The 13702-nt window shown below is 48.9% G+C and carries 9 protein-coding genes; 5 read left to right on the top strand and 4 right to left on the bottom strand.

Annotated elements, in window-relative coordinates:
* The first annotated feature begins 278 nt into the window (after positions 1 to 278).
* The 5 genes from ACXAGR_RS08655 (at position 279) to ACXAGR_RS08635 (ending at position 6289) form a co-directional block, all read left to right on the top strand.
* Positions 279 to 1814 (top strand): aldehyde dehydrogenase family protein, encoded by a 1536-nt coding sequence (locus ACXAGR_RS08655; RefSeq protein WP_474849351.1) that lies wholly within the window; start codon positions 279 to 281, stop codon positions 1812 to 1814.
* Positions 1815 to 1875: 61 nt separating this feature from the next.
* Positions 1876 to 3069 (top strand): FAD-dependent oxidoreductase, encoded by a 1194-nt coding sequence (locus ACXAGR_RS08650; protein ID WP_474849349.1) that lies wholly within the window; start codon positions 1876 to 1878, stop codon positions 3067 to 3069.
* Positions 3070 to 3078: 9 nt separating this feature from the next.
* On the top strand, positions 3079 to 3825 hold the full coding sequence (locus tag ACXAGR_RS08645) for a maleate cis-trans isomerase family protein (protein ID WP_474823990.1): 747 nt from the start codon (positions 3079 to 3081) through the stop codon (positions 3823 to 3825).
* Positions 3825 to 4736 carry a polysaccharide deacetylase family protein gene (locus ACXAGR_RS08640; protein WP_474823988.1) on the top strand — a complete coding sequence of 304 codons (912 nt, stop codon included), beginning with the start codon at positions 3825 to 3827 and terminating at the stop codon, positions 4734 to 4736. The genes ACXAGR_RS08645 and ACXAGR_RS08640 overlap by 1 nt, the downstream gene beginning before the upstream one ends.
* A 26-nt stretch (positions 4737 to 4762) precedes the next feature.
* The gene (locus ACXAGR_RS08635; protein WP_474844051.1) at positions 4763 to 6289 is read left to right on the top strand and encodes an aldehyde dehydrogenase family protein; all 1527 of its coding nucleotides are present in this window, start codon (positions 4763 to 4765) and stop codon (positions 6287 to 6289) included.
* Between the two features lie 93 nt (positions 6290 to 6382).
* Here the strand turns inward: ACXAGR_RS08635 and ACXAGR_RS08630 are convergent, their stop codons facing one another.
* The 4 genes from ACXAGR_RS08630 to ACXAGR_RS08615 form a co-directional block, all read right to left on the bottom strand.
* Positions 6383 to 7429, bottom strand: coding sequence for a DUF1838 family protein (locus ACXAGR_RS08630; RefSeq protein WP_303573250.1), 1047 nt, complete (start codon positions 7427 to 7429; stop codon positions 6383 to 6385).
* A gap of 186 nt (positions 7430 to 7615) precedes the next feature.
* On the bottom strand, positions 7616 to 9955 hold the full coding sequence (locus ACXAGR_RS08625) for a TonB-dependent receptor (RefSeq protein ID WP_474849347.1): 2340 nt from the start codon (positions 9953 to 9955) through the stop codon (positions 7616 to 7618).
* 396 nt (positions 9956 to 10351) lie between these two features.
* On the bottom strand, positions 10352 to 10885 hold the full coding sequence (locus ACXAGR_RS08620; RefSeq protein ID WP_474849345.1) for a hypothetical protein: 534 nt from the start codon (positions 10883 to 10885) through the stop codon (positions 10352 to 10354).
* Positions 10886 to 11102: 217 nt separating this feature from the next.
* Positions 11103 to 13409: a TonB-dependent receptor gene (locus tag ACXAGR_RS08615; protein WP_474844048.1), complete on the bottom strand. Its 2307-nt coding sequence runs from the start codon at positions 13407 to 13409 to the stop codon at positions 11103 to 11105.
* Positions 13410 to 13702: the final 293 nt, after the last annotated feature.

The following is a 13702-nucleotide window of genomic DNA, read 5'->3' as shown; positions in this document are numbered from 1 at the left end:
TGTAAAGTCTTTTTCTGGACAACCTGAGGTACAGAAAAACAGCCAGCACGCGATTTCATTGTATTTAGTTAGGTATATAACAATTTGTCCTGCAATGACATAAATCAAAAACAAGTGCCGGGTTTCACGTGGCTGGTGGGGCGCAGACGAGTAAAAAACAGTTCAGACCGGGCGATTGATATTTGTCATAGAGGGGCACAGACATTGGCTATAAGGTGAATCCCACGAGCAAAAGCACTACTCAGACCCGCGCTTTTGCACCGGATTTGGAGACAGCCATGCAAAGCGACATTTTAGATCCTTCCTGGTCAGGCATTGCACATGTATCAGACGCGACGAAGGCCTTTTTATCTCAGCCCCATAAACTGCTGATCAATGGCGAACATACAGAAGGCGTGAAGGGTAATACGTTGAACAGTTACGACCCTGCTACCGCTGAGAAGTTGGCTACGGTATGTACCGGCACGGAAGATGATATTGATAATGCAGTAAAGGCGGCAAGAGCGGCGTTTAACGGTCCCTGGTCGTTACTTTCTCATTTCGAGCGTGCAAAGTTACTGAAAAAGTTAGCCGTTGCAATTGCAGCGCATGCAGAAGTGTTTACCGAACTGGAAGTGCTCGACAACGGCATGCCCCGGTTTATTGCTGCACTGACTGTTGAAAATATCAGTGAGATGTTCGACTACTACGCCGGTTGTGCTCAACACATCGAAGGTACCACGACCCAGCCTCCCAGACATGTTGCAATGGAAGCCGAAGCGCTTACCTATACGCTGAAAGAGCCGGTAGGTGTTGCCGGACTCATTGTGCCGTGGAACGTACCCATTTCTACCGCCGTTTTAAAACTGGCGCCTGCCCTTGCAGCAGGGTGCACGGTTGTTGTGAAGCCATCGGAAGAAACGCCTCTGTCCATTTTATTGCTCGGGCAGTTACTCAAAGAAACCGGCTTCCCTGATGGTGTTGTGAATATTGTAAATGGTTATGGCCACGATGCCGGTGCTCGGTTGTCAGCTCATCCTGATGTGGACAAAGTATCATTTACCGGCTCTACCGCCACAGGCCGCAAGGTGATATCTGCCGCTATGGGTAACCTTAAAAAGGTGTCGCTGGAGCTGGGCGGAAAATCCCCGGTGGTGGTGATGCCCGACGCCGATGTGGAGCTTGTCGTCCCTGGCATTGCGCTGGCGACATTCTTCCTGCAGGGACAAAACTGCATGGCCGGCACCCGCATTTTTATCCATGAAAGTCTGCATGATGAGGTGGTAGAGAAGCTTATTGCATTTACCTCATCGCTCAAAATTGGTCATGGTCTGGAGCCGGAAACCTTCCTCGGCCCACTCATCTCTGCCGGCCACAAAGAAAAGGTGCTCGGCTATATCAGCAAAGGTCAGGAAGAAGGCGCGAAGCTGGTTTACGGCGGCCGCCCGCTGGCGGGTAACGGACATTTTGTTGAGCCCGCGATTTTCACCGGATGCCACAGAGACATGGCCATTGTCAGAGAAGAAATCTTTGGCCCGGTCATGGCTATTCAGTCATTCAGTACTACCAATCTTGACGAGATCGCCGCCATGGCAAACGACACCGAGTATGGCCTGTCGGGCAGTGTCTGGACTGAAAGTCTCAGTACTGCTCACGCTCTGGTCGCGCGTATTCGCGCAGGTCAGGTATCGGTGAACTGCCACGGCGCCATCGGAACCAATATTCCGTTCGGAGGTTACGGACAATCCGGCTGGGGCCGGGAATTTGGCCGTGAAGGACTTGACGCTTATCTGGAAACAAAAGCAGTAACAGCCCGACTGTCTGCGCGTCAGTGAACCCTGCAAATGCATTGCACGGAAAGTCCCGGTAGTGCAGAAGAAATAAGGTAAATAAACTATGAAAAAAACTCAGGTAATCGTAGCCGGTGCCGGACCGGTAGGTACAGTAGCAGCGTATCGGCTGGCAACCATGGGATTTGATGTATTGCTGTGTGAAGCGGGTCCGAATTGTGCCATCGACTTGCGGGCTTCCACCTTTCACCCGCCAACACTGGAGATGCTGGACGAAATTGGTATTGCTGAAACTCTCATCGAGAAAGGCCTGAAAGCGCCCAAATATCATTTCCGTGAGCGTGAAAGCGGCGAAACCGTTGAGTTTGATTTGTCTGAACTGGAAGGGGAAGAAAAATTCCCATATCGGCTGCAATGCGAACAGCATGTGCTGGCCAGCATGATTGCAGAAAAGCTGGATGCCCACCCGAAAGCCGAGGTGAAATTTAACCACCGGCTGGTTCACTTTGAACAGACAGAAGATGGCGTGGAAGTGGCGCTGGAAGGCCCGTTTGCCATTGAGAAAGTGCAGGCCAAATATCTGGTGGCGGCCGATGGTGGTAACTCTATTATTCGCAAATGGCTGGGCGTCGAGTTTGAAGGTTTCACCTACCCGGAGAAATTCCTCACGCTGTCTACCAAAACAGAGCTTAAAGACTACATCCCTGATCTTGAGTACGTGAACTACGTTTCAGATCCTAAAGAGTGGATGGTACTGCTGCGTGTGCCCAGTGTCTGGCGCATTCTGGTGCCCGCACCGGAAGATCAGCCAGACGAATACCTGTTGTCGGATGAAAAGAAAAATCAGGTGTTCCGCGACCTTATTGGCCGTGAAGACATTAAAACAGAACACCGCACCATTTACCGTGTGCATCAGCGGGTGGCGAAGCAGTTTAACTTTGGCCGCGTGTGCCTGGTGGGCGATGCCTGCCACATGAACAACCCTTTAGGCGGCTTCGGTATGAACAGCGGTATTCATGATGCATGGAATCTGTGCGACAAAATTGCTGCCAACCTCACCGAAGGTCACGATGACGAACGCTTTGAACTGTATGATCGCCAGCGCCGCCCGGTAACGCACAGCTTCATCCAGGCGCAGACCATGCAGAACAAAAAGTTGCTGGAACACAGCCCTGAAGAAAACCATGCCATGCGTTTACAGGAAATGAAAGATACCCGCGACGACGATATTAAACGTAAGGCTTTCCTGCGCCGCCAGGCCATGTACCAAAGCCTTGAGCTTGAAAAAAGCATTGTGTAGGAGGCAATAATGACTGACGTATTAGGTTACCGCGCAAAATTTGGTGTTTTAGGACCGTCGACCAACACCACCGTACAGCCGGAAATGGATGAAATGCGTCCTGCTGGTGTAACCAATCACTACAGCCGCATTATCGTTGATAATGCAAACGCACTGTCTGACGAGACCTTTCTTAAAGGGACGGCGCTGATTGATCAAGGCACCGTAGATGCGGTTCGCGGTGTGATGACCTGCGCACCGGATTATCTGGTTATGGGCATGTCTGCCATTACATTTTATGGCGGTGCCAAAGGTGCTGAACAATGGCAGAGCAACATTGAAGAAGTTGCCGGTGTGAAGTCGTCTATTGGTTCGGTTTCTGTTGTGGAAGCCTTTAAAGCCATTGGTGGCATTAAGAAAGTCGCTTTCCTGTCACCTTACTACCCTGTTGCAAACACAGAAGTACGTAACTTCCTCAGTGATTACGGCTTTGAAACCGTTGCCGACCATCCTTTCCGCGCGCCTACCTGGACAGCCATTGCTGAAATTACCCATAAGCAGGTTCGCGAGGTGGTGGAGCAGATGAACGACGATAACGTTGATGCCATTTTGCAGGTAGGAACCAACCTGTGTATGGCCCGTCTGGCAGGTCGCCTTGAACAGGAACTCAATAAGCCGGTTGTCGCAATCAATACGGCAACTTACTGGCATGCTCTGCGTGCAAACGGCATTACCGACAAAGTGTCCGGTTTTGGTCGTCTACTGGAGGAACTTTGATGCAATACGATTATGTACCGATTAGCCAGCGTGGGCAGTTAAAATGGCCTGAGGACAAGCGTGTTGCGCTGATCCTGACTTTTAACCTGGAAACCTGGGATCTGATTAAAGATACCGATGCACCTTACTATGCCGGCGGCCCGGCTGTATTACCGGATACACTGCCCGGTAACATTCCTGATTACCCGAATTTCACCTGGCGTGAATACGGTCAGCGCGTTGGGATCTGGCGCATGTACGACCTGTTTGATGAGCTTGGTGTGAAAGCCAGCTGTACCACCAATGCGGTCACATTTGAGCGTCGTAACCCCATGGTACAAGCCTGTCTTGACCGCGGTTGGGAGCTGATTACCCACAACTATGAACAAGGTGAGTTGCTGACTAACTTTGCTCATGACGAAGCCAAAGAACGGGAAGTGATTTCCCGCTCCATCGACATGTACGAAAAGCATGTTGGCCGCCGTCCGAAAGGCTGGTTGTCGTCGTCACTGCGCGGTACGTTGAATACGCCGAAGATTCTGGCGGAAGAGGGCTATAAGTTCTATTGCGATATCATGAACGATGACCAGCCCTACATGATAAAAACAGACAGTGGCCCTATTGTTTCTGTGCCTTACAGCAATGAAATTAATGACTTCACCATCATTACCCGCCGTGGACACACCACAGATGAATATCGCGACATTCTGATTGAAGAGCTGAATGAGCTCTATAAAGAAGGCGAGAAACAAGCGCGGATCATGAACGTAGGTTTGCATCCTCACGTCACCGGCCGTGCATACCGCATCCGCGCTATCCGCGAATTCATTGAATATGCCAAAACCCTGCCCGGCGTATGGTGGGCAACCCGGGAAGAAATTGCTGACTGGTACACAGAACAGCAGGCGTCACACATTCCCGGTCAACTTTAATCTGTATGAAAACAGAGGAGTCAACCATGTCACAAATCGTCGTGAATGACGGTGCCACGCCGGCACCGCAAACGGAAAATGTTAAAGCGTTGCTGTCTTGTGTGCAGGACAAACAGCTCTATATCAACGGGGCTTATCAGGCTCCTGCAAAATCAGGTTATCTGGAAACAACCGATCCGGCCACAGGCAAGTTACTGGCCCGCATTGCTAATGCTACGGAAGAAGACGTTGATGCCGCAGTGGATGCCGCCCGTGCAGCACTGAAAGGTGCGTGGGCAGCCTATACACCGCTTGAAAGAAGCGCCGTACTTAACCGTATTGCTGATCTAATTGAGGCGAATATGGATGAGTTGTGCGAGCTGGAAGTGCTGGACCAGGGTAAGCCATACTATGTTGCCCGCTGGGCCGAAATTCCGGCAACGGCTAATCAGTTCCGCTTTTTTGCCGGTCAGGCATTGTCACTTGATGGCAATACCGTCAATACCTCCATCAATTACCAGCCCGAGGGTAAACAGGTGCACGCCTGGACTGAACGTCAGCCGGTGGGTGTGGTTGCTGCGGTAACGCCATGGAATTCTCCTCTTATTCTCACGGCAATGAAACTTGCTCCGGCACTGGCCGCGGGGTGTACTATTGTACATAAGCCTGCTGAACTGACTTCGTTAAGTGCCTTGCGCCTTGCCGAACTGATTACAGAGGCTGGTGTACCTGCCGGTGTATTGAATGTGGTGACCGGTGACGGCGCAAATTGCGGTGCTGCACTCACCGGCCATAAAGGCGTTGATAAAATTGCCTTCACAGGTTCCACTGCCACTGGCCGTGCCATTGTGGATGCCAGCAAAAAGCACCTGACCAGGGTAACCCTTGAGTTAGGCGGGAAGTCTCCGGCGTTGGTATTGCCGGATGCTGACCTTGAGCTGGCTATCCCCGGCATTGCCAATGGCATCTTCTTCAATGGTGGTCAGGTATGTGTAGCCAATTCACGTACTTATATTCACCGCTCAATTTTCGACAAAGTGGTTGAAGGCATTGCGCAATACGGCGCAGGCATGCAGCTTGGGCATGGTCTTGATCAGGCAACCCAAATGGGGCCAGTTGTGTCTGTTGAGCAGGCGAAGAAGATAGAGCAGTTCATTGAACAGGCCAAAGCCAGTGGAGCAAAAGTGATCACCGGCGGCGTTCGCACCGGTGAAAATGGCACTTACATCACGCCAACGGTCATCACTAATACCACACCGGATATGCCCATTCATTGTGAAGAAGTATTTGGCCCTGTGCTGGTGGCAGAACCTTACGATGACATTGAGGAAGCACTGGCCTGGTGTAACGACAACGACTACGGTCTGGCTGCCAGTGTGTGGACACAGGATTTATCTGCTGCTCATCGTTTATCCCGTCAAATCGATGCTGGCACTGTATGGATAAACTGTCATTCGATGTTTGATGCTGCACTTCCCATCGGCGGTATGAAAATGTCTGGCTATGGCCGGGACAGCGGTAAACAGGCGCTGGATAATTATCTGGAGTGGAAGACCGTATGTGCGGTGTTGTGATTCAGGACTAAGTGCTGCATCTGAAAGCCCTGCAAGAATGCAGGGCTTTTTTGATTCAGAAGCGGTAACTTAATATTACCGCCTCTTATTATCTCAACGCTTTGGCGGAAATACAGGTTCAGCAGGTGCTTCAGGCGGTGTCCAGCCTTCAGGAACCGGTGCCGGTTTCTGCTCGGTAGCATAGGCTTCGAGGCTTGACTCATTCGGACCGTAGTCTTCGGTGGGCGCACTTAAGAACTTAGGATCGATAGCACGGGCCGCTTCACGGATATCTTCAGGTAATTCATCAATACCGCCCGGTAACGTGGTAAACGTTGAGAAGTAGCTGATGTGACCTTCAGCCTGACCCATCAGCATCCACGGAAGCCATGGTGTAATGCGTGACCAGGAGCCGACAGCAGGAATGTGGGTTTTGTTCGGGTCCTGCACGTCAGATTTCTTGAATACATAAATGAACTGTTCTGACACACGGTTAAATTTACCCGCAGACTCACGTACCCATTTTTCGGGTTGCAGGCGGTTCGGGTAAAACAGATTGATACCGGTGTTCAAAATAATGGTGTCATTCGGGCCTTCAGTCCAGTCCAGCAGGAAAGGAGGTTTAGCCTTGTTGCCCATGTCTGTGCCTTCGTAGGCATTGGGGATATTCACATAGGAACTGATGGTGAAGTTGTAAGGGTCGTTCGCAATAGGCACAACGCGTACATCTTCATCTGTGTAAGGATTGTGCCATGTTTTCAGTATTTCACCGGTTTTGATGTCTTTGTAGAACACCACCTCGCGGAGCATACGACGAATGCTGCCATCCTCCAGTTGCTTGGTGCGGGTTACGCTAAAGCCTTCCATGATAAACAGTTCACGGATCTGCTCGTTGGGGCGTACACCGAAGACTTTACCTTTTAACCAGCCAACCTTTTCTTTTGTTGGATCTAAATCGGCATCAAGGCGGGCGTATGTGTCGCGGTTCCATTCCGGATTTTTATAGTCCAGTGTGGTCAGAAATTCAGGTGTCTGATCTGATTTTGTACCGGTGGCAGCCACAGAAGCCTGCGCTGTAAACAAAGAGGCAACAAAAGTCGCAATTAATGCGGCTTTCTGCCCGGTTTTAGCGGGCTTAACCCACTTTTTATAAGTGATCATTCACACTTCCTCGTTGTAATTGCGTTGAATGCAATGATGATGGATCCGGATGTCATGTATCCCAATCTGCCTCTGATAATGAAAGGCTGCATTGAGAATTATCATGTTTTTGTGTTTTTGCTGAATATCAACCACGGGGGGGCCAGGCCAGAAGGGCAGGCAAAGCTACCTGCCCGGAGTGATTGATTAATAGAACGAATATTTAGCTCTTAGACCAAATGTCCGTGGTTGCTGTAACGACATCAGCATTGCCGACTGAACACCTGTGTACTGGTAGGTCGGGCTGAAAGTGTAATAGTCGAACGCAAAGGTATATTCATCGTTATCGAACAGGTTATCCGCATAGGCCTGCAGTTCGAGATCACCGATATAAACACCGGCGCGAAGATTCATTTTGTGAATCGCCTCTGTTTTTACGATATTCGCAGCGTTACTCCACATACCGGATTTGTAGATATAGTCACCACGCAGGAAGTACTCATATTCATTAGCAACTACACCGTTGTACTGTAAGCCGATGTTTCCTGAATACTTGGATACACCCGGTTGCTCTTTACCGCTGAAGTCGCTGATCCCAGTGAGATTGGTCAGGTTATTCGATTTGAAGCTGTTAATGTCTGAGCCGATATACGCCGCAGAAGCATTCACCCGCAGGTCGCTGGTAACCATCCAGTAGGATTCAAATTCGATACCGTACAGGTCTACGTGACCGGCATTCACAGAAACGGCGACGTTTTCTGCCTGTGCGTCAGAATCTTCCTGGAACACATAGCCGGCCTGATTTATCTGATCATTCCACTGTGCGTAATAAGCTGCCAGCGCGTAATTCATTGAGCCGTCGATGAGTGAGCCTTTTAACCCGACTTCATAGTTGTTTACCGTTTCAGGCTGAACGACAAAGCCCACGCCTTCAGCAGCAAGTTGCTCCTGAATGTACGCACTGTAGCCGGTAATATAGGAATTGAAAGAACCCGGGTTGACACCTTTTGAATAGCTGACATAGGCCATGGTATCGTCGCTGAGTTTATGATCAACGATGATCCGTGGCATGAAATTAGTGAATTTTTCGTTTGCCAGTTCGGTCCCGGTATTGTCCAGCGATGACAACTCATCAGTCTGGTAGCGGCCTTCCATGCTCAGTGTGGTATCGTCTGATAAATCGTAGGTCAGGCCGAAGAATACGCCCATGGTTTCCGCTTTGGTTTCAGACGGCGGATTGATACTGGCCGGCGTGTAGCCTGCCACAACACCCGCTGTTGCACTTTGTTTGCTGGCATCCAGATAACTTACGCCTACAGAGCCGTTAAGTTTGCCGTCACCTGCGTAGCTTAAACGGAATTCCTGGGATACATCTTCATTTTTCTTGTCGACCACGTAGGTGTAGAAATAGCTGTCAGAAGCAAAATGATCGATGTCGTTGACGCCTATCCATTCTTCATTGTTATAACCGGTCAGTGAAGATAACGTGATGGTGTCGGTGACATCCCAGTCCGCCACCAGATGAGCGTGGTAGAACTCACGACCCAGGCCATAGCCATCAAGCAGGCTGGTGGAAGACAGCCGGTTCTCAGGGTTACTTAACAGTGCTTGTAAGCTGTCACTGGCTGCCGTGTTATAAGCCAGAGGATCTGCTTTTTGAGGTACCGAACAGAAATAGGGATTGCCGTTCATGGTGCAGTTAGACTGGCCAGTTAAATTGTACTCATCAAGTGAATAGGCAGAAATAAGCGCAGAAGCCGAGGGACCATCTTCATCCCTGGAATAAAACCCGAAAGCTTTAAGAGTCAGGTCGTCTGTGGGAGTTGCGTAGAGATACAGATTTGCCATCGTAGTTTTCTGATCGCCAAGGGTACCGCCGTCACTGTAACTGTTATCCCAGGCACCTTCACGCTCGTAAGTTTCTGCAGTGGCGCGGAAGGATAATTTGTCTTCAACAATCACACCTTCAATTTCACCGCGCAGGCGTGAGTAGTCGTAATTTCCTACTGTCAGATCCACAGACCCGGCCCATTCTTCATTAGGCGTTTTGTTGACGATGTTAACAGCACCGGCAAAGGTATTACGGCCGAAATACGCAGCCTGAGGACCGCGCAGGATCTCTACCCGTTCAGGACTTCCGATAGAGGAAATAGCCGTGGTAGAAGAAACCGGTACGCCATCAATAAACATGGATGCAGTGGCTTCATTACCGTTGCTAGGGGTGAAGCCACGTAAGGTGAAGGTTTGTACTGAGCGGTCTGCTTTGCCCGAATAGTTATTGGAAATTACCAGGCCCGGGGTGAAATTCTGTAAATCGCCAACGGAAATGATGCCCTGCTTATCAATGTTTTCAGATGTCATTGCTGATACGGCAATAGGCACTTCCTGTAAACTTTCTGAACGCTTCCTGGCGGTCACTTCTATTTTTTCGATTAGCATACTGTCTTCACTGACAGCTTCCTGAGCGGAAACGGGAGAAAAAGCGGCGCTCAGTGCGATAGCAACCAGACTGAACTTAGCCAGTTGGCGTGGAGTACTTGGAGTCATTATGTTTTTCCTACTTACCTGTTCAAAACGTGTTGTGGCAAATCGCGATTCTTTGATCGCTTTTCTTTTGTTCATCTCACCATCAGGAGCAAGAATTAAATATGACTATTGTCAAAAAATGATATGCTTTTATGACATTTATGTGAGGGTGATTCAAGAGTTGTTCTTTAAATCAGAGGCTTATGAATTAAATTGATAAGGCGAGTGAAGGGAGTTTATAGATTGAACAAGAAAGAAAGCCATCCTTGCCGGGGCAGGGATGGCATTTGGTAAAGTTAAACCTGCGGTTTAATAAAATGACCACTTCGCCTGCAACCCGAAAGTCCGGGGTTCAGGCAGGCCCATGACTAGTCCGGAATTGTTTCCGAAATACGCAAAGTCGTACTGGAATGCGAATTAATCGTAACCCGTCGTGTAATCGGTATCTTCAAAGGCATTGTTAACAAATACCTGAATGTCGATATTGTCCACAGTAATACCTGCTCTGATATTTACTTTCTGAATTGCACCTGTTTTCAGGAAGTTGGCCTGATTGACCCACTGACCTGATTTAAAAACATAATCGGCACGCATGAAGTAATATAAGGCATCGCTGAACTCGCCGCCGGGCGTGACTGAATCCGGTACCACATAAAGTAAGGTGGTGAGTGTATTGAATTTGGATGCTTCAGAAGCTGAGGTGTAGTAACTGATCGGGTCAGCTTTATCCGGTACAGAACAGAAATACGGGTTGCCGTTTATCAGGCAATTCGATTGTCCCTGCACAACCACGTTGCCGGTAAAATCATTGATATCGTAGGCAGAAATAAACGCTGAAGCAGCAGGGCCATTGTTGTCTTCTGACATGAAGCCAAACAGCTTTATAGTCAGATCATCGGTGGGGCGGGCAAGAACATAAACGTTTGCCATGGTTGTTTGCTGATCGCCCATACGCCCGCCATCTTCTCCGGCGTTATCCCATGCACCTTTTTTATCGTAATGTTCGGCAGATACTCTGAATGACAGTTTGTCATCAATCAGGATGCCATCGACTTCGCCCCTCTAGCGCTGATTGTTGGCAGATGAGCGAATGTATTCGATTTTCAGGCAGGTGAAAGGCTTAGGCAGAATGAAAAACGCCCCTTGAACGGGGCGTTCGAAAAGTAGATTAGAAGTGGTAAGTACCGGTTATACCGAAAGTTCTTGGTTCGCCCATGGCAACTGTAGGTAAGCGGTTAAAGTCACCGAGGAACAGTGTACTGCCGGCAATAAGCGGGGTATCGTTATCAAACAGGTTTCTTACCCACAAAGACGCCTCCCATTGTTCTGAGTTCACGCCAATGCTGGCATTCACAACAGTACGTGCACCGACGTAGTCGAGGGCATCATGGTTAGAACCTTTCTTTTTCGACTCATAGCGGCCGTCGATACGCGCATAACCTTCCATTTCCGCAGTAACTTGCGTACGGTAAATCATCTGCGCATTGAAAGTATGCTTAGACATACGCGGCAATTGCTGACCATCCAGGGATACAGAATCAATGCCGTCGATCACGCCTACCAGTGAGGCAAGGTTACCGTCTTCAGCATCAGTAAATTTGGCGTCTGCCAGTGCATACCCGAATCCTGCTTCAAGGTGCTCATTGAGTACGCCGGCAACTTCCAGTTCAAAACCTCTGGAGCGTCCTTCACCCGCATTCTGCACGGTGAAAATGGTAGTGCCTTCAATCTGAGAAGAGGTTTGAATGCCTTCCATCTCCACATCAAAGATAGCTGTATTCACCCGTAAACGTTGATCTAGCCAGTCTGACTTCATACCAATCTCGTATGTCCAGTTGCTCTCTTCGTCATAGGATTCGAATTCTTCTGGCAGAGAAGCGTTAGGGGCATTAAAGCCTCCTGATTTTACGCCTTGTGCAACAGACCCATAGAACAGAATATCCGGTGTCATCTGATAATCCACTGAGGCCCGTGGTGTAACAAAGGTCCAGTCCTGTTCCTGGTCTCTTACTGTTACCGGATCAACCAGGCTTTTCGTTTCTTCTGTTAAGCGCAGTTCGCCGCGAACGGTCCATTCGTCGTTAATTGCATAGGTTAAAGAGCCGTAAACAGCTGCTGTTTTAGTGCGGTTAGTGCCGTCGCCTGTGAGTCCGCCGTAATTAGCCAGCTCATCAAACAGGTTTGAAGGAAAGCCGTCGGATAAATCGGTGAATGGTGCGAAGTATGAAACCGCGGTTTGACCCTCTTCAAGGCTGGAGTCGTCAATACCGAACCAGGAACGCACCTCGCGTTTAAGTTCGTAATAACTAGCGCCGACTAGCCATTGCAATTGACTTTTATCAGTATTGTGCAGGCGTAGTTCCTGGCTCCATTCGGCATGGCGCTGATTACCAAAAGCTACATAAGAGGGCAGTGTAACGAAACCGGAGAAATCCGGCAGCCAGTAGTTAGTACCTTCAAGCTGACGGTCCTGATCGGTAACGGCTGACATTTCCATATAGTTGTAACCGGTAATGGATGTCAGGCGGGTTGTCGCAAAATCGTAAGTCATATTCAAGCTAGTTCGGCTCAACATCCGATCCCCGCGCGGTGCTACAGTGGTAAATGTCCAGATTTCCGGGTCGTCACGGTCCAATGAGGGTACCTCACCACAGTAACGTTGGAATGTATAACCTTCAGGGAAGATGGCAGAAGTTGGCGACTGACAGTTACCATCTATAATGGCCTGTGCATTCACATCGATTTTATCTACCGAGTAATAGGTATTCAGATTGGCTTCGAAATTCTCGGTTCCATCGTACCGTAATGAACCGCTGTAGAAGTTAGACTTGTAGCCGCCAATGTCAGAGCCGTCGTTACTGTTTTCGTAACCCCCGTCCCAGTCATCATAGGTCATGTTAGCACGGTAGTATAACCCGTCGGCAATAGGACCTGTAACCATCAGAGAGGTCTTTACTTTGCCGTAATTGCCCACCGTAGCACTGACTTTAGATTCAAAAATATCACTGGCTTTGCGGGTGATAAAGTTTATAGCACCTGCATAGCTGTTGCGACCGTACAGTGCACCCTGAGGTCCCTTAACAACCTCAATACGTTCCAGATCTAATAAGCTCGAATCCAGACCGTCACGACCGGATACATAAACGCCGTCAATGAATATAGATGTATTGTTTTCGTCATCACTCCGGGAAACCTGTGCCAGACCACGAATGGTCGGCGTGGTGTATACTTTGCCAGGATATCCGTCCATCTGCAGCCCTGCAATCATATGGGTAATATCCCGCAGATCTTCCAGTCCTGCCTGTTCAATATCAGCACCAGTCAGTGCAGTTACTGCCAGCGGAATTTCCTGGATACTTTCTTCAACTTGCCGTGATGTAACGGTGATTTTTTCTATGGTCTCGTTCGCAGACGCGATGGAATGTAGTGAGCTGGTTGCCAGAGCAACCGCTACTGTCAGTTTATTGAGCCTCATTAAATTTTTCCCTGTATCACTTGCTTTTTATTGGTTTTCTTTCGGGTGACTCCAATTGGAATACACGCCTGTTTTAATTCCAACAATACGGCCTAATAAGCGGTGTGATTATTATTTTAACGCTAATGACATATTGTTATGGCTATTAAGCATAGAGATTATCTTTTGTGCAAGCGATTTTCTCAAATTAGTGTGTCCTGACCACTTATTTAAAATAAAGATACATACTTTTTTTTATATTTATTCAAATTTATCAGAAGGTTGGGTTTTTATTTTTGCCCGTTCAACCAGAT

The organism is Alteromonas sp. ABH4_457 (genome assembly GCF_056160625.1).
Note: the sequence above shows the minus strand (reverse complement) of the source record. Positions and strands in the feature narration are given on the sequence as shown.